We start from the raw sequence: 15211 nt of genomic DNA on the forward strand, positions 1-15211 counted from the left end.
GCGGGTATCACGAAACACACCGATCCGACGAGGCACCCGCGCTCGAGTCCACGGTGAGCTGAAGCAACGGACGAAGGCGGCGGGCAGAGGAGGCCCTGGGCTATGAGATCGAGCACGAAGGCGACGGGCCGCATCTGTGGCCACCGCCGGGAGCGCCATCAGGCACGCTGACCGTATGGCTCCAGCCCACGACTGAGCCCAAGCACGGCAAGAACCGCAACCATCCCGACCTTCACGTTCCCGACGAGGGCGACGTGGAGGCCGAAGTGTGCTCAAAGATCGATACATGTGGCCGGAGCGCTAGCCCTTCATGGCGGGTAGCACACGGGAGGCGTAGAAGTCGAAGAAGGCCTCCTGCTCGGGGCCGATCTGGCGCGAACGAGACCGCCATCCTCGCCATAGAGGTTGAGCGTGTCGATGACGATCGACGAGCCGCACCGCTTTCCCGTTTCATGTCCGCGCAGGGGGGCAGCGGGCGGGCGACGAAGGGAGACGGATATGCCAACCGCGCGGGAGATCATGACCTCCGACGTCGAGTGCGTGAACGCCGACGAATCGGTGCTCGAGGCGGCGGAGAAGATGGCGAGGCTGGATGTGGGCTCACTGCCCATCTGCGGCACAGACGACCGGCTCAAGGGCATGCTCACCGACCGGGACATCGTGGTGAAGGTGCTGGCCCAGGGCAAGGATGCGAAGGCGTGCCTGGCCGGTGAGCTGGCTCAGGGGGAGGCCGTCACGATCGGCGCAGACGACGACGCCAGAGAGATCCTGCGCACCATGGCGCAGTACAAGGTGCGCCGGCTGCCCGTCATCGACGGACACCGGCTCGTCGGCATCGTCGCACTCGCCGAGGTGGCCAGGGCGCTGCCCGACGCCACTGTCGGCGACCTGCTCGACGCACTCACCACCGACTGAGCCCTGGGGTGCGGAGGTAACCAAACCCGGATGCTACTAGGTGACGTCGAGGGCGGCCAGAGCGTCGGTGACCGTGGCGTGCACGGGTATGTGAGTGTCGATGCCGGTGATGTGGAGCATCCGGGCGGGGGCCGGTTGCAGGTCCGCCAGGTGCACGGTGCCGCCGTGCTCGCGGGTGAAGGTGTGGGCGGTGAGCAGCACGCTCAGACCGGCGCTGTCCAGGAACGGCATACCGCTCAGGTCGAGGACAAGGTGATCGCCCGGCTGGCGTCGTGTCTGCTCGATGTAGGAGGCCAGATCGGTGCTGGTTGTGGCGTCGACGTCTCCTGCCACAGTGATCACCGTGGCCCCGGACGGGTAGTGGCAGGTCAGGCGTAGCGACATGTGATCACGATAGCCGGACGGTCATGTCCGCACAGGTCTGTGTTTCGCGGTCAGCCGGGAGCATGAGTCTCACCCCGCCGGGGTTGGGCAGCCATGCGGAGCCGTACGGCTGAAGGCGCACGTCAGCTCAGGGCCTTCTCCAACTCCGCCTTGCTCATATGCGAACGGCCCTTGATGTTGCGGCGCTTGGCCTCGGCGTACAACTGCTCCTTGGTGCGGCCACCGGCGCCGGAACGCGAACGCAGGCCACCACGCCGGCTCGCGGACATGTCGTCGGTCGAGGTTCGGCTGGCGGTGCGTGACTCGCCCGCACGCGCGCGTTCCTTGTTCACTGTGCGAGCCGCGATCTCCTTGGCCCGCTTCTCGCTCTCTCCACGCTTGCTCGCGCTTTCCTTGATGTGCTCGTACTGGCGCTCTCGTTTGGCACTCGATCCTCGCGGCATCTCGATTCACCTCTTCGACGTCTGCCGTGGAGCTTCCCGTTCTGCCCCTACCCCTGTGTGACGTTCGAATCCGTCGGACGGCGAACTGCATCGGGGGCCATCGGCCTCGGGAGGTGTGACGCCGGCGCAGGCCGCCTTGACGGCTTCGCCATATACGGGATGGCGGAGGCAGGTGGCCGGGGCGAAATGGCCGGTCAGGGTGATTGAGGCAGCTTGGCCGTGCCCGGCCTGACGGACGGGGCGGAAGGTGGCGGCACGACCGGCCCGATGTCCCCGTCCGGCGCCTCGTCCAAGTCGACGATCACAGGTGCGTGGTCACTCGGGCCTGTGCCCTTGCGCGCGTGCCTGTCGATCCAGGCGGCCCGCACCCGGCCCGCCACCGGAGCCGACGCCAGCGCCAGGTCGATCCGCATGCCCAGGTCCTTGTGGAACATCCCGGCCCGGTAGTCCCAATAGGTGAACACCCGCTCGCCCGGCCAGCGGTCCCGCACGACGTCCCGCAGGCCCAGGGCCTGGAGCTCGGCCAGTGCCGCCCGCTCCGGCGGTGTGACATGAGTCTGACCGGCGTAGGCGAGGGGATCGAACACGTCCGCGTCGGTCGGCGCGATGTTCAGGTCACCGCACACGATCACGGCCTCAGGACCGGCGCCGACCACGTCGCGCAGCGCCGCCAGCCATGTCAACTTGTAGCGGTAGTGGTCGGAGTCCGGGATCCGGCCGTTCGGCACGTACACCGAGTGCACACGGATCCCACCGCAGGTCGCGGCGATCGCCCGCGCCTCCGGATGCGGAAACCCCGGCCCGTTGGCGATGCCGGTCACCACGTCGTCGAGCCCTGCCCTGGAAAGGATCGCGACCCCGTTCCACCGCGCCTCGCCGTACACCGCGACCTCGTAGCCGCGGGCGTCGAGCGACTCGCCGAGCAGTTCGGTGAAGGCGCCGTCTGCCAGCTTGGTCTCCTGCAGGCAGACGACGTCGGGCTGCCGCTGGTCCAGCCATGGCAACAACCGTGGCATCCGCTGCTTGACCGAGTTGACGTTCCAACTGGCTATCCGCACCCTGCCCACGATAGCCGCGCCCGGTGCCTACGGGTCAGCGCGGGTCACGGCGCAAGGGATGGTCAGGCGGGACCTGCACCAGGACGATGCGATGGCCGTCGGGATCGGCGATCCACAACTCGATGAGACCCCACGGCTCCAGGCGGGCCTCGCGCAGCACCGTGACGCCTGCCCCGCGAAGGCGTTCCTCCTCGCTCGCCACGTCGCGCACCTGCAGCCAGAGGGACAGCTCCGAGCCGGCCCCGCCGTCGGAGTGCCCGGAGAGCTCCAGGAATCCCTGCCCCAGGAAGAAGACCGTCCCGAGTTGACCGGCAGGGCCGAACTCGCGATAGACCGCCAAGCCGAGCGTCTCGGCGTAGAAGCGCCGGCTGCGTGCGAGCTCGCGCGGACGCAGCAGCACTCGACTGCTCAACACCTCCATGCCGCCCCTGTTCCCCCGCACGGCGGCGAGGACACACCGTTCCGACAACCGGGCCACCGCGGCGGGCGCTCCTGAAGCCTGCGGGGTTCGCTTACCTGCTGTCGGACGCGCGTCTGCCCGCGAGCCGATCGTGGCGGTCCGCCAGGCCTTCGGAACCGGGGCCGAGCAGGTCGAGGCGCCGAGGTGCCGGAGCGGTTCAGGTCGCGCCTTCTCGTAGTTCCTTGGTGGCCGATCGGTAGGCCTCGCCGACTCGGGTGAACAGCCCCAACAGCATCGGCACCTGTTCCGGCGCGTAGTGCGCGCTGATCGCGTCCAAGTGCCGCCTGGACGCCTCGCAGGCGGCGTAGTAATCGTCCATGCCGCCTTCGAGCAGCTCCACGGTGACCGTGCGCCGATCACGCTCGCCGCGCACCCGCCGCACGTAGCCCGCCTTCTCCAGCCTGTCGATCAGCCGGGTTGTCGAGGCGGACGGCAGGCCGAGCTCCTCGGAGATCGCCCCTACGGCGAGCGGTCCACGCATCTCCAGCAGGATGGCGGCGGCGACGTCGACCGGTTGCAGGCCGAGCCGGTCGGCGACCGCCTCGTTGTGGAGAAGAACCGCGATCAGGAACTCGCGCAGGCTGCTGGCCGCCGGTCACCGGGTGCGGGTTTTCGAGCAGGCTCCGGCCCTGCGCACGGGTGGCGCGGCGGTGACCATCTTCAGCAACGGCAACGCCGTACTGAACGATCTCGGCGTCAGCCTGGACGGCGTCGGCGGGCGCGTCGACAGGATCGACGCGCTGACCTCCGACGGCCGGCTGCGCACCAGCATGAACCTTTGCCCACGCGGCCGATCGTTTCGGCTTCGAGACCAAGGCGATCTCCCGCCGCGACCTGCTGGAACGCCTGGCCGAAGGCCTGCCCGACGACCTCGTCCGCCACGGCATGAGCTGCCAGGGCGTCAGCCAGGTTCGACGTGCGCTGGTCACCGACCGAGCCGCCGCCCGCGGCACCGCTGACCGAGCTGAGGCGCCGGTTCGGGCACTGGGCGTCGCCCGTCCCCGAGGTGCTCGCCGGCGGGTCCGAGGACGACCTCGGCTTCTTCGGGCACCACTGGAACAAGGTCCGCCAGGTGTGGGGGGAGGGCCGCATCACCCTGGTCGGCGACGCCGCCCACACCATGCCACCCACCTTGGGGCAGGGCGCCAACCAGACCCTCGAGGACGTGTGGGTGCTCGGGCGCGAGCTCGCCAAGGGCGGCGACGATCCGGCGGTACGGCTGCGCGCCTACGAGAAGGCCCGCTACCCGCACATATCCCTGGTTTCCCGGCTGGCCAGGCGCAGCCCCGCCAACTGGCGCATCCCGCCGCTGATCGGCCGCCTGTTCCCCGAGACATCCCAGACCGCGATGCTCGCCCGCTTCAGCAACCGCCTGAACGCGCCTGCTGCGCAAGCCCTCTAGCCAGTCCGTCTGAGCCGCCGAGGTCCCCCGACGAGAGGTCCGTTCTCCGCGTCGGTGTCGAGGCGCCGGCCAGGCGAGGGTGGAGGATGGCGCGCCGGAGGACGGCGGTGAGGATCACGTCATGCTGCGGCGGCCCGGCCCGCCGGACTACCCGGCTCGCCGATCGTCAAGTCCCGCGTTCTTCCACGCGCTGGCGCAGCACGCCGACCCCCTCGATCGCGATGGTCACCTCGTCGCCCGGCGCCAGCGTGAAATCCAGCGGGGGCACGATGCCGGTGCCGGTGGACAGGATCACCCCGTCCGGGAAGCTCTGCTCGCGGAACAGCCAGCCCAGAAGTTCCTCAGGGGTACGGCGGAGCCGCGCGGTGCTCGTCTCGCCGGTGAAGACGGCCGGCCCGCCGCGGTGGATCTCCATGGTGATCCGCATCTCCGGCGGCAACTCCCACCAAGGCAGGACCTTCCTGGCCAGCCCGCAGGCGCCGTCGTAGATCTTCGCCTGGGGGAGGTAGAGCGGGTTGTCGCCCTCGATCGTGCGGGCGGTCATGTCGTCGCAGATGGTCACGCCGACGGGCTCGCCGAAACAGTTGGCCACGACGGCCAACTCCGGCTCCGGCACCGACGCGGCCGCATCCGCCCGGATCATGATCGGCTGCCCCTCCGTGACGACCCGCCACGCCGCCGCCTTGAAGAACAGCTCGGGCCGGTCAGCCGCGTAGACCCGGTCGTAAACCGTGGAGAGCGCCCCGGTGTGGGTGCTCTCCTCGACTCGGGCGTCAAGGGAGCGTTCGTAGGTGACCCCGGCCGCCCAGACCTCCATCCGGCCGTCGATCGGGGCCTGGAGGGTGACCTCGGCCTCGGGGAACCAACGGGACGACGGCTCCTCCATGGCCTGTCTGATCGCGGCACGGCGGTGCCGGAGCAGTTCGGACATGGATTCCCAGGGCAGGTGCCTGGCCCGGCCGTCGTGCAGGACGCCGACGCCGAAGTCGAACCTGGCGAAGTGCATGCTCACTCCCTCTCCTGCCGCGGTGTGGCCACCCGGCCGGTGGTGCCTGTCTCGACTGCGCCGAGGGCACCGGCGGTCGGTTCCGCCGCCGTTCGCAGGCCGTCGAGCGTCAGCATGAGCAGCCGCTCGGCCCGGACGGGGTCGGCGGCCGCCTGCGCGATGCCCGCGGTCAACTCGACCAGGTCGGCGAAGTCGAGGTCCGCCCGCACGGACCCCTCCCGCTGAGCCGGGCCGAGCAGCCGATCGGCGACGTCGCGCAGGGTCGCTGAGCAGTCCGCCTCGGCTGAGGAGGTGGTCAGCATCATTCGTGCGCCCAACCCGTGGTCGGTCATGGCGTGCGCGATCAGCAGGCGCAGCCAGGCGATCAGCGCCTCGCCGGGCGGCAGTGCCTCGGCCATCTCCTCCGCCCGCGTGCACAGCCTGGCCAGCCGTCCCTCGAACACCGCCGCCAGCAGTGCGTCGCGAGCGGGGAAGTGCCGGTAGAGCGTGCCGGGCCCCACCCCGGCCCGTCGTGCGATCTCGTTCAGAGACGCGTTGGGCCCCTCTTCGGCGATCACGTCCATGGCCGCAGCCAGCAGCAGGTCGCGATTGCGTCGCGCGTCGGCGCGTATGGACCGTGTCTGCACACGCACTCCTCGAGGTTGAAACGGAGAGGCTCTCCGAATTATAGTCCCCACTATCCGGAGACCCTCTCCGGAAAGTGGACGGGAGAACCATGACCAGCACGCGCAAGGGCGGCGGCCCGCGCCTCGGCAGGGTCGGAATCTGGACCTTCGCCTTCGACGGGCGGCCCGCGGGCGAGGTGCGCGACGCGGCGGCCGAGATCGAGGAGCTCGGCTACGGCACCGTGTGGTTCGGCGAGGGGCTGGGACGCGACACGGTGAGCCAGGCATGGCTGCTGCTGTCGGCCACCCGGCGGATCACGGTGGCCGCCGGCATCGCGAACATCGCGCTGCGCGACCCGATCTCCATGGCCGCCGCCGAGCGTTCGCTCAGCGAGGCCCACCCCGGTCGATACCTTCTGGGCCTCGGCGGGCACCGGGTCAGCGACGCGCCGATCCAGGTGGACGGGTACGCGGTTCCCGGTCGCGGCAAGGCGGTGGCCACGATGACCGCCTACCTCGACGCGATGGATGCCGTTCCGCTGGACTCGCCCCCGCCGCCGCGCCCGCCGTACAGGATGCTGGCCGCGCTCGGGCCGCAGATGCTCGCCCTGGCGGGCCGGCGCACGCTGGGCGCGCACTCCTACTTCGTGCCCGTCGAGCACACCGCGCTGGCCAGGGAGATCATGGGGCCTGACGCGCTGCTCGCGGTGGAACAGGTCGTGGTGCTGGACCACGATCTGGATCGAGCACGCGAGGTGGCCAGTGAGCACGTGTCCTCCTACCGCGGCGCCGCCCCGCACCAGATCGCCAGTCTGCGACGGCTCGGCTTCGGTGAGGACGAGATCGCGCACGGCAGCGAGCGGCTGGTCGACGCGATCGTCGCGTACGGCGGCGCGGAGGCGATCGAGAAGCGGGTCCGTGCCCACGTCGACGCGGGCGCGGACCATGTGTGCCTGCAGGTACTCACCGAACGCCCCGGCGCGCTCCCGCTCGCGCAGTGGCGCGAGCTGTCCGCCCTGACAGCTCTGTGAGACACCCGGCGGCCGCACGCTGAGCGGGACCGGTAGGACACACCGATGCCGTGCTGGACCATGTGGAGGTCGCAGGCCGTAACCAGCCGGATAGAACGGTCTGGGACATGCCGGACCTGTCGGTGTGGTGGTCGAGCCGCACGAGGGCGCTCGACCGCTGGCGGCGGTACCGCAGGCTGGTCAGGGAACCCTGTCGTACTCGACGGGGAGGTGGCGCGGGCCGCGCAGCGTCGAGCTCGGGCGGTAGGGCGGCGGGCCGACCAGCCGCGGGCCGACCAGCCGTTTCGCGATGCGTCGGTCGTGCGGCAGCGCGACGATCTCGTCGTAGGTGCTGACGACGATGCCGGCCGATGGGGCTACTCGGGGAGGACGGCGTCGCGGGGCCCGCCGTAGAAGGGATTCTTGTCGAGGCGCTGCTCGGTGACGAGCAGGCGGATCACCCCCTTGTCGTTGTCCTCCGCCTCCCAGACGATCCAGCCGTCACCGACCGGCTCCTTCTGGGTGCGTTCCACCCCAAACCCACCCGGGTTGCCCGGGGGGACGGAGATGACCGCGAAGAGGACCTTCTTGTTCCGCTTCCTGAGCTCGGGTAGCACCTCGCCGACGGTCTTCTCGTCCACGCGCAGCCCCTCCAGCGACCGTCCCTTGACGGTGGCGATCCGGAACTCCGGCTTGTACTCCCTCGGCGGGGGAGCGGGGACGGGCTGGCACGGCGCGATCGGGCCCTCCATGAGGTAGGTGGAGGTGGAGCTGTTCCCGCCGTTCGCGTCGGCGCTGATGGTCCAGACGAAGGTCTGGCCGGGCTTGAACAGCGAGGTGTCGATCCGCATCTGCCAGCCCTCCCTCTCTCCAGGGATGTTCTCCGGCACGCTGTACAGGCCGGACGGGATGTCCTCGACGTGCGTGCCCCGGGGTTCGCCGCACATCTGCCCGGAGGGGACGTAGTCCACGATGGCGGGCACGTTGAGGTCCTTGAGCCGTCTCTCCAGCCCCTCGGCGTCGCGGAAGTCACGCACCTGGATGATGACCTTGCCGTCGGCGGCCCTGGTCACGGCGTAGGAGCTGGACAGGCCGGAGCCGTCCGACAGCAGCCCGGAACCCACCACCGCGCCGGCGGCGAGCACGACCGAGGCCGCCAGCCCGAGGGCCAGCCGCCCGGGCGTGTACCCGCGCCTCCACCGCGGGGCGTCGAGCTTCTCCGGGGTGGCGCCCGGCTGCTCCGCGGTGATGGCCGCGAGCAGCGCCCGCGCCCCTTGGCCGGCAGGGTCGCCACCCTCCCGGCCGGGCTCGACCCTGGCCATCGCTCTCATCGCCGCGATCTCGTCGATGTTCTTCACAGCGGCCTCTCCGCCGGGACCAGCCGGCTTTCTGATACGTGGTGGGCACCCGACTCGGCGAGTGCGCGGGACAGGCGCCTGCGGGCCCGGTGCAGCCTGATGCGTACGGCGTTGCGCGACAGCCCGAGCGTCTTCGCGATCTCCTCACGGCCCAGGCCTTCCCAGACGAGCAGGGACAGCAGCTCGCGGTCGTCGGCGGGCAGGCTCCTGAACGCGTCGCCGATGGCCGCGAGCTCGATCTTCCTTTCGGGGGAGTCGGCGTACAGGTCGGCCATCTCGGCGTCGAGCTCGGCGCTGCGCGCCCGCCGCCGGTTGTCGCCACGGAAGTGGTTGGCCATCACCTTGCGCGCCACGCCGTACAGCCAGAGGGTGGCCGCCTCGCCTTCGGGCAGTTCGTCGATCCGGCGCCAGGCCACGGTGAAGGTCTCGGCGACCACGTCGGCGGCGTCCTGCGGCGATTCGCAACGGCGGGCGGCGTATGCCGTGATCTGGCCGTAGGACTGCGTGTAGACGGCCTCGAACCTGGCTCTTCGCTTGTCACTCACGGGCGGATCCCATGGCAAGCCTCCTCATCAGCTCTTGTGACGGACAAACCTGCCTATGTGCGTTGCGGGTCCATCATTTCGAGCCGATGCGAGAAGATTTCGCCGGCGTCCCTGGCGGACGCGGCCTGCGGCAGTTCGACCAGCGTGCCGTGGGCCTCGTCGAGCGGTGGCGCGCTGCCCGCATCGCCCGGGATTCCGGCCGGGGCTCGCACACGCGTACAACGGGCGGCCGACGAAGGCCCTGCCACGCCGCCCGGTGATCGGTCAGACAGAAGCCGCGTGATCAAAGCGAGCGGCGGGACCCCGGTAGTCTTCGGCGCATGGAGCGCACCTCTTCCTTTGACATGGGGGGCTACGCCGGCTTCGAACAGGAGACATACGTCACGCGTACCTTGTCGAGCTGGGACGACTCGGGATGGCGATCACTGCTGGTGCAGCGGTTCCGGCACAACCCCGCGGCCGAGCACATGACGCTGCCGGCTTCGACGGATCATCACTTCTGGCTGATCACAGAGGGCGCGGGCTGGATGCAGACCAGCGGCTCCGACGGATGGTCCCGCACCGCCATCCGGCCCGGGCAGCTCGGCATGGCCGTCCCGGGCCAGCCGACGCACGTGCGCTATGCCACCACCGCGCCGATGGAGACCGTCCAGCTCCACCTGCCGTACGAAGTGGTCGACCGCGTCACGGCCCAGCTCGGCGTGCGGGCACGCATGGCCCGTCCCAGCGACGACCCCGTCCTGGTGTCGATGCTCCGGACGCTGGCGTCGGCGGCCGAGCGCCGCGTCGACCCGTTGTACGCCGAAGCCGCCGCGGAGTTCCTCGCCGTCCACCTGGTGGCCGGGGCCGGCGACGCGGTCACCGGTCCGGCCGCCCGGGAGGACGCGCGGGTCCGCAAGGCCGTCGCCGTCATGCGGGAACGGCTGGCCGAGCCGCTCAGCCTCGCGGCCATCGCCGGTGAGGTTCACCTGAGCACGTATCACTTCCTGCGTGTCTTCAAGGCGGCCACCGGCGAGACCCCGCGCCGTTACCTGACCCGACTACGAGTGGAGGAGGCCAAGCGCCTTCTTGATCGCGGCATGTCCGTCAGCGAAGTCGCCGTTCGCTGCGGTTTCAGCGGTCCCGCGCACCTGTCCACCGCGTTCCTGCGCCAGACGGGGCTGCGACCGTCGGCGTACCGGCTCAGATAGCGTCCGGGTCACTCGGGGGCGCGTTCGGGTGGCCCCCGAAGCAGGGACGGCACCCTCCGCTGACGCGTGCCGGATCAGCGCAGCGTGCGGAACGCGTCCCGGAGTTCCCGGACCAGCAGGTCAGGCTGTTCCAGACCGGGGAAATGGCCGCCTCGGTCGGGTTCGTTCCAGGAGCGCAGGTCGGTGTAACGGCGCTGCGCCCAGCGGCGGGCGGTGGGCCAGGGGTCGGCGGGAAACACCGTGCACGCGGTCGGCACGCTCACCGGGTGGGCGTACTCGGCCTCGGCGGTGCGCGGCGCCCACCGCAGCGCCTCCCAGTACCAGCGCGAACTGGAGGCGCCGGTGGCGGTCATCCAGTACAGGCTGATGCCGTCGGCCTGATGTCGCAGCCCGACCCCTCCGCCGGCCTCCGGGCGGGTGTCGGCGTAGGCCACGAACTTCTCGCCCAGCCAGGCGGCCAAACCCACAGGGGAGTCGACCAGCGCACTGCCGACAGTCTGCGGCCGCGTGCCCATCTGCAGCCCGAACCCGTAGCCGTCGGCCAGGTGCGCCTCACGCCGCTCGATCATCCTGCGTTCCGCCGATGACGCTGTCGCATGATCTTCCGGCAGTGGGGAGGCGATCGGCATGGTCAGATGCAGTCCGATCAGCCGGGAGGGGTGGCGGACCGCCAGTTCCGTACTCACGTAGGCGCCCCAGTCACCGCCGTGGGCGCCGAATCGCTCGTAGCCGAGCCGGCTCATCAGTTCGGCCCAGGCGCCCGCGGTCCGGCCGGGGTTCCAGCCAGGCTCGGAGGGGCGCTCGCTGAAGCCGAATCCCGGCAGTGACGGCACCACCAGGTGGAAGGCGTCCGCGGGGCTGCCGCCGTACGCGACCGGGTCGCTCAGCGGGCCCAGCACCTGCTCGAATTCCAGTGGGGAGCCGGGCCAGCCGTGGGTCAGCAGCAGCGGCAGGGCGGTCGGCTCCGGGGATCGTACGTGCCAGAACGCGATCCCCAGGCCGTCGATGCGCGCACGAAAGTGCGGAATCGCATTCCAGCGTTCCTCCAGCCCCCGCCAGTCGTGGTCGCGCCATGTGTCGAGCAGGGACTCCAGTCGATTCAGCTCCAGACCCTGGGAGGCGTCGGGCACGGTCTCGGCCTCGGGAAGCCGGGCGCGGTCCAGGCGTTCGGCGAGATCGACCAGGTCGGCCTCGGGAATGGCGATGGGGAAGGGCTCGATGTCAGACATCACTCGCTCCAGCCACATGGGAATGGCGCCGCCCGGGAAACAGGATCGGGACGGCGTGAAAGGGATACCGAGCCGACCCTAGAAGCGGCCGGGCTCGGTGCCGATGCCAGCGATTGCGGAGAATCGATGCTTTCTTGCCGTGCGCCGGCCGCACGCGGTGTGGAGCTGCACCGCGTGCGGCCGGGCATGTGCGCGTCGGGCTCGGGGGTTGTTCAAGGCCGGGTGGTCAAGGCGCTCGTGGCGCTGTGGGGCATCCTGGCGGGCCCTGGCGGCGGTGGATTTCTCGCTGACGAGGACAAGTCCACCTCGCCGCGCTTCGCGGCTCCCGCGATCAGGCTTTCCAGCAGGGGTTCTGAGCGGGAAGGCTCGCTGTCGCCGCGAACGGACGGTCTCGCGCCGAGCTCACCGCCGGCTCTCGCTGTGAGATGACGGATGAGGGTCGGCGCGCACGTGCGCACGCATCCCTTGCAGGCCGAACAGGATGAGAAGCTCGACCACGCCGCCGTCGGCGCTGCCCAGCCAGTGCGGCAAGGACGTGTCGAACTCGGCTGCCTCACCGGGGGGCAACGTCAGGTCGCGCTCGCCGAGCACCAGCCGCAGGCGACCGTTGAGCACGTACACCCACTCGAAGCCTTCGTGAGTCTGCGGGGTCGGTGTGAGCGGTTCCGGCTGAGCGGGGATGATCATTTTGAACGCGTGCACCCCGCCCGGCCGCCGGGACAACGGAACGAAGATCATCCCGAACCGCCGGATCGGCTTCAGGTGTATCCGGGGGTCGCCGGTGCGCGGGGCGCCGACGAGATCGTCCAACGGAACGTCGTAGGTGCGAGCCAGCGGCAGCAGCAACTCCAGGGTCGCCCGGCGCTGCCCGCTCTCCAGCCGGGACAGGGTGCTCTCCGACACGCCGGTCGTCGTCGCGAGGTCGGCGAGGGTGATGCCGCGGTCTCGACGCAGCGCGCGCAGTCGTGGTCCCACCGCGTCAAGCACGTCTTCGTCCGTTGTGCGATCCACGAGGCCATCTTGCCAGAACCGCAAGAATCCGTGCCAGATCGTGGCGGGTCTGGCGAAACTGAGCGCCTACCGACAGAAGGAGCCTCGATGAGCACCACCGATGCGGTCACGTTCTGGGACGGCGTCTATGCGGCCCGACCAGCGGCCACCGACCCTCGGCCGAACGACCGTCTCGCTGAGACGGTCACGGGCCTGCCGCCCGGCGACGCGTTGGACCTCGGATGCGGCGACGGCGGCGACGCGCTGTGGCTCGCCCGCCGGGGGTGGCACGTCACCGCCGTCGACATCTCGGCCGTGGCGGTCGAGCGGCTCGCCGGCCTTGCCCGCTCACACGGCCTGGGCGACCACGTCATCACCGTGCGGCACGACCTGCACGACTCTTTCCCGCTGGGCGGGTTCGACCTGATCTGCGCCCACTACCTCCACACCCCCCTCGACCTGGACAGGGCAACCGTCCTGCGCTCGGCCGCGCACGCACTGCGCCCGGGTGGGCGACTGCTGGTCGTCGACCACGGCTCGACCGCGCCGTGGTCGTGGAACCAGGATCCCGACGCCCGATACCCGAGCCCGCAGGAGGTCGCCGCGGGTCTCGATCTGGACGCGGCGACGTGGACGGTCGAGCGGAGTGACGCGCCCCGCCGGATCGCGACCGGACCGGGCGGGCGCACCGCCGAGGTCACCGACCACGTCCTGCTCATCCGCCGCACCGCCTGACATGGCTCCCAACGAAGGAGACCACTGTGCCCAGCACAACGCGCCGCAACCGCCGCGGCGACACTCCGCCGCCCCGGACCGGAAGCAGCGAGACCGAGATCCTGCGCGGCTTCCTCGACTACCTCCGGACCTCGATCGCCGCCAAGGTCGAGGGTGCCCCCGAACCGCAGGTCCGAACAGCCGCAGTGCCGTCGGGCACGAACCTGCTCGGCCTGCTCGACCACCTCACCTTCGTCGAACGCTCAATGTTCCTCGGGGACGACGTCACCGACTGGCAGGCGACGTTCCAGGCCGCACCTGAGGACAGCGTGTCCGCCGTCGTCGCCCGCTACCGAGAGACGGTCACGCTCGCGAACGCAGTGCTCGACGGGTGCACCGACCTCGGCGCACCGGTCCCTCGATCGCGGCCGGAACGCCCCGCTCCCAGCATCCGCTGGGCACTCACCCACATGATCGAGGAGACCGGCCGCCACGCCGGCCACGCGGACATCGTCCGCGAACTGATCGACGGCGCGACCGGGCGCTGATCCACCTTCTCAAGGACAGGAACGCATGATCACCGCAACGCGGCCGTTGTCGCGCCGCTTCCTCCGATCCGCGCGCACGGTGGCGACCGTCGCACTCGCCCTCCTGCTCGCGATCTTTACCGCGGCCTGCTCCACGCCGGCCGCCGAGGGCGCTCCCCCCTACGCCGTCGCCACCCAGGGCGATCCCCAGTTCAAGAACACCTTCCGGCACGAGTTCGCCGATGTGGACGGCGTCCGGATGCACTACGTGACCGGCGGCAGCGGCACGCCGGTAGTGCTGATACACGGCTGGCCACAGACCTGGTACGGCTGGTGGCCGATCATGCCGGCACTCGCCAAGAACCACACCGTCTACGCTGTCGACCTTCCAGGACTGGGCGACAGCACGGGCTCGCCGACCGGCTACGACAAGGCCACTCTGGCGCGGTACGTGCACAAGCTGATCGCCGATCGGCTCGGGGTGCGTGACGCCCGCGTCGTCGGGCACGATTTCGGCGCCGCAGTGGCATTTCAGTACGCCAGCCAATTCCCCGACGACACCGCACGCCTCGGATACTTCGACCTGCCGCTACCGGGGCCCGCGATCGATGCGTCCACGTACCGTTCACTGAGCTGGCACATCGCCTTTCACTCCCAACGACGAGTCCCCGAGACGGTCGTAGGCGACGACGTCCGCGAGTACCTGGCGCTGTTCTACCCCCAGGTCTCGTTCGGTGGAACGGCGTTCGGTGGCACCTCGGATCGGTCCCCGTTCACCGACACCGAGATCAACGAGTACGCACGGACCTACAGCCGACCCAAGGTCCTGTCGGGCGGCTTCGAACTCTACCGAGCCCTCGACAAGGACGTCCGCGATGCCGTGGCAGCAGCACCGATACGTGTCCCTACCCTGCTCATGACCGCCCAAGGACAGCTCGACCCGGTCCGAGCCACAGTGGCCCCACGCATGACCAAGATCGTGCGGGCGGTGGACGTGCCGAAGGCAGGGCACTGGCTCGTCGAGGAGAACCCCCAGTTCGTCACCGCGGAGTTGCTGCGCTTCCTCGACGGATGACTCCGCCCCCAGCGCGGCGCGGGGTACCGCACAGCACCCCGCGCCAGTGCGTCTCGGTGTGTCGTCACCGTGCGTCAGGTGAGGTCGGCATCCATTCCGTGCGGGCCTGCCGCTCGCGAGGCGCCGATCGGCCTCGCGGCCTGGGCTGTCCATCGCGACCTGGCATCCGTCGCGCTTGGCCGTGGTGCCTAGGACGGCGGTAGGGGTCTCGGCGGCCTGTGAGGGAGCACGGGTAGTCCGCCCGGTGCCGGGGCCGCGGCGGAAAGTCAGTACGCGACGCCGTAGCGAGTGGTGACGAAC

At 70.3% G+C, this 15211-nt stretch carries 19 protein-coding genes; 7 read left to right on the top strand and 12 right to left on the bottom strand.

Annotation, left to right across the window (positions count from 1 at the left end):
• The first annotated feature begins 498 nt into the window (after positions 1-498).
• On the top strand, positions 499-915 hold the full coding sequence (locus ACFSKW_RS43230) for a CBS domain-containing protein (RefSeq protein ID WP_379580294.1): 417 nt from the start codon (positions 499-501) through the stop codon (positions 913-915).
• 36 nt (positions 916-951) lie between these two features.
• Here the strand turns inward: ACFSKW_RS43230 and ACFSKW_RS43235 are convergent, their stop codons facing one another.
• The 6 genes from ACFSKW_RS43235 to ACFSKW_RS43260 all read right to left on the bottom strand — a co-directional run bounded on the left by ACFSKW_RS43235 (position 952) and on the right by ACFSKW_RS43260 (position 4032).
• The gene (locus ACFSKW_RS43235) at positions 952-1299 is read right to left on the bottom strand and encodes an STAS domain-containing protein (RefSeq protein WP_379580295.1); all 348 of its coding nucleotides are present in this window, start codon (positions 1297-1299) and stop codon (positions 952-954) included.
• 122 nt (positions 1300-1421) lie between these two features.
• Positions 1422-1742 carry a plasmid stabilization protein gene (locus tag ACFSKW_RS43240; RefSeq protein ID WP_379580296.1) on the bottom strand — a complete coding sequence of 107 codons (321 nt, stop codon included), beginning with the start codon at positions 1740-1742 and terminating at the stop codon, positions 1422-1424.
• A 194-nt stretch (positions 1743-1936) separates the two neighbouring features.
• The gene (locus tag ACFSKW_RS43245) at positions 1937-2800 is read right to left on the bottom strand and encodes an exodeoxyribonuclease III (RefSeq protein ID WP_379580297.1); all 864 of its coding nucleotides are present in this window, start codon (positions 2798-2800) and stop codon (positions 1937-1939) included.
• A 34-nt stretch (positions 2801-2834) separates the two neighbouring features.
• Positions 2835-3221 (bottom strand): VOC family protein, encoded by a 387-nt coding sequence (locus ACFSKW_RS43250; RefSeq protein ID WP_379580323.1) that lies wholly within the window; start codon positions 3219-3221, stop codon positions 2835-2837.
• Between the two features lie 196 nt (positions 3222-3417).
• Positions 3418-3840 carry a MarR family winged helix-turn-helix transcriptional regulator gene (locus ACFSKW_RS43255; RefSeq protein WP_379580324.1) on the bottom strand — a complete coding sequence of 141 codons (423 nt, stop codon included), beginning with the start codon at positions 3838-3840 and terminating at the stop codon, positions 3418-3420.
• Positions 3841-3855: 15 nt separating this feature from the next.
• Positions 3856-4032: a hypothetical protein gene (locus tag ACFSKW_RS43260; RefSeq protein ID WP_379580298.1), complete on the bottom strand. Its 177-nt coding sequence runs from the start codon at positions 4030-4032 to the stop codon at positions 3856-3858.
• A 144-nt stretch (positions 4033-4176) separates the two neighbouring features.
• Between ACFSKW_RS43260 and ACFSKW_RS43265 the strand changes: the two genes are divergently transcribed.
• Positions 4177-4662 (top strand): FAD-dependent oxidoreductase, encoded by a 486-nt coding sequence (locus ACFSKW_RS43265; RefSeq protein WP_379580299.1) that lies wholly within the window; start codon positions 4177-4179, stop codon positions 4660-4662.
• A gap of 166 nt (positions 4663-4828) precedes the next feature.
• On the opposite strand, the gene ACFSKW_RS43270 is transcribed toward ACFSKW_RS43265, so the two are convergent.
• Both ACFSKW_RS43270 and ACFSKW_RS43275 read right to left on the bottom strand, forming a co-directional pair.
• On the bottom strand, positions 4829-5668 hold the full coding sequence (locus tag ACFSKW_RS43270; RefSeq protein ID WP_379580325.1) for a fumarylacetoacetate hydrolase family protein: 840 nt from the start codon (positions 5666-5668) through the stop codon (positions 4829-4831).
• A 2-nt stretch (positions 5669-5670) separates the two neighbouring features.
• Positions 5671-6294, bottom strand: a complete 624-nt coding sequence (locus ACFSKW_RS43275; protein WP_379580300.1) for a TetR/AcrR family transcriptional regulator — start codon at positions 6292-6294, stop codon at positions 5671-5673.
• Positions 6295-6383: 89 nt separating this feature from the next.
• On the opposite strand from ACFSKW_RS43275, the gene ACFSKW_RS43280 reads away from it, so the two are divergent.
• Positions 6384-7304 (top strand): TIGR03620 family F420-dependent LLM class oxidoreductase, encoded by a 921-nt coding sequence (locus ACFSKW_RS43280; RefSeq protein ID WP_379580301.1) that lies wholly within the window; start codon positions 6384-6386, stop codon positions 7302-7304.
• Positions 7305-7660: 356 nt separating this feature from the next.
• Here the strand turns inward: ACFSKW_RS43280 and ACFSKW_RS43285 are convergent, their stop codons facing one another.
• Positions 7661-8641: a hypothetical protein gene (locus ACFSKW_RS43285; protein WP_379580302.1), complete on the bottom strand. Its 981-nt coding sequence runs from the start codon at positions 8639-8641 to the stop codon at positions 7661-7663.
• The gene (locus tag ACFSKW_RS43290; protein ID WP_379580303.1) at positions 8638-9186 is read right to left on the bottom strand and encodes an RNA polymerase sigma factor; all 549 of its coding nucleotides are present in this window, start codon (positions 9184-9186) and stop codon (positions 8638-8640) included. Before ACFSKW_RS43290 ends, ACFSKW_RS43285 begins: the two co-directional genes overlap by 4 nt.
• Before the next feature lie 320 nt (positions 9187-9506).
• Between ACFSKW_RS43290 and ACFSKW_RS43295 the strand changes: the two genes are divergently transcribed.
• A complete protein-coding gene (locus ACFSKW_RS43295) occupies positions 9507-10376 on the top strand; it encodes a helix-turn-helix domain-containing protein (protein WP_379580304.1) in 870 nt (289 codons plus the stop codon).
• Between the two features lie 74 nt (positions 10377-10450).
• Here the strand turns inward: ACFSKW_RS43295 and ACFSKW_RS43300 are convergent, their stop codons facing one another.
• A complete protein-coding gene (locus ACFSKW_RS43300; protein ID WP_379580305.1) occupies positions 10451-11605 on the bottom strand; it encodes an epoxide hydrolase family protein in 1155 nt (384 codons plus the stop codon).
• A gap of 402 nt (positions 11606-12007) precedes the next feature.
• Entirely contained in the window at positions 12008-12640 is a 633-nt protein-coding gene (locus ACFSKW_RS43305) for a helix-turn-helix domain-containing protein (RefSeq protein ID WP_379580306.1), read from the bottom strand.
• Between the two features lie 63 nt (positions 12641-12703).
• Between ACFSKW_RS43305 and ACFSKW_RS43310 the strand changes: the two genes are divergently transcribed.
• The 3 genes from ACFSKW_RS43310 to ACFSKW_RS43320 are packed head-to-tail and all read left to right on the top strand — an operon-like array spanning position 12704 to position 14911.
• A complete protein-coding gene (locus ACFSKW_RS43310; protein WP_379580307.1) occupies positions 12704-13330 on the top strand; it encodes a class I SAM-dependent methyltransferase in 627 nt (208 codons plus the stop codon).
• A 26-nt stretch (positions 13331-13356) separates the two neighbouring features.
• A complete protein-coding gene (locus ACFSKW_RS43315) occupies positions 13357-13857 on the top strand; it encodes a DinB family protein (RefSeq protein WP_379580308.1) in 501 nt (166 codons plus the stop codon).
• A 25-nt stretch (positions 13858-13882) separates the two neighbouring features.
• The gene (locus tag ACFSKW_RS43320; RefSeq protein ID WP_379580309.1) at positions 13883-14911 is read left to right on the top strand and encodes an alpha/beta fold hydrolase; all 1029 of its coding nucleotides are present in this window, start codon (positions 13883-13885) and stop codon (positions 14909-14911) included.
• Positions 14912-15211 lie beyond the last annotated feature (300 nt).

The organism is Nonomuraea mangrovi (genome assembly GCF_042681425.1).
Classification (GTDB): domain Bacteria; phylum Actinomycetota; class Actinomycetes; order Streptosporangiales; family Streptosporangiaceae; genus Nonomuraea; species Nonomuraea mangrovi.

Coding starts and splice junctions, on each gene's coding strand:
- ACFSKW_RS43230 (WP_379580294.1), top strand. CDS start 499: ATGCCAACCGCGCGGGAGATCATGACCTCCGACGTCGAGTGCGTGAAC.
- ACFSKW_RS43300 (WP_379580305.1), bottom strand. CDS start 11,605: ATGTCTGACATCGAGCCCTTCCCCATCGCCATTCCCGAGGCCGACCTG.
- ACFSKW_RS43240 (WP_379580296.1), bottom strand. CDS start 1,742: ATGCCGCGAGGATCGAGTGCCAAACGAGAGCGCCAGTACGAGCACATC.
- ACFSKW_RS43280 (WP_379580301.1), top strand. CDS start 6,384: ATGACCAGCACGCGCAAGGGCGGCGGCCCGCGCCTCGGCAGGGTCGGA.
- ACFSKW_RS43310 (WP_379580307.1), top strand. CDS start 12,704: ATGAGCACCACCGATGCGGTCACGTTCTGGGACGGCGTCTATGCGGCC.
- ACFSKW_RS43250 (WP_379580323.1), bottom strand. CDS start 3,221: ATGGAGGTGTTGAGCAGTCGAGTGCTGCTGCGTCCGCGCGAGCTCGCA.
- ACFSKW_RS43235 (WP_379580295.1), bottom strand. CDS start 1,299: ATGTCGCTACGCCTGACCTGCCACTACCCGTCCGGGGCCACGGTGATC.
- ACFSKW_RS43295 (WP_379580304.1), top strand. CDS start 9,507: ATGGAGCGCACCTCTTCCTTTGACATGGGGGGCTACGCCGGCTTCGAA.
- ACFSKW_RS43320 (WP_379580309.1), top strand. CDS start 13,883: ATGATCACCGCAACGCGGCCGTTGTCGCGCCGCTTCCTCCGATCCGCG.
- ACFSKW_RS43260 (WP_379580298.1), bottom strand. CDS start 4,032: ATGCTGGTGCGCAGCCGGCCGTCGGAGGTCAGCGCGTCGATCCTGTCG.
- ACFSKW_RS43270 (WP_379580325.1), bottom strand. CDS start 5,668: ATGCACTTCGCCAGGTTCGACTTCGGCGTCGGCGTCCTGCACGACGGC.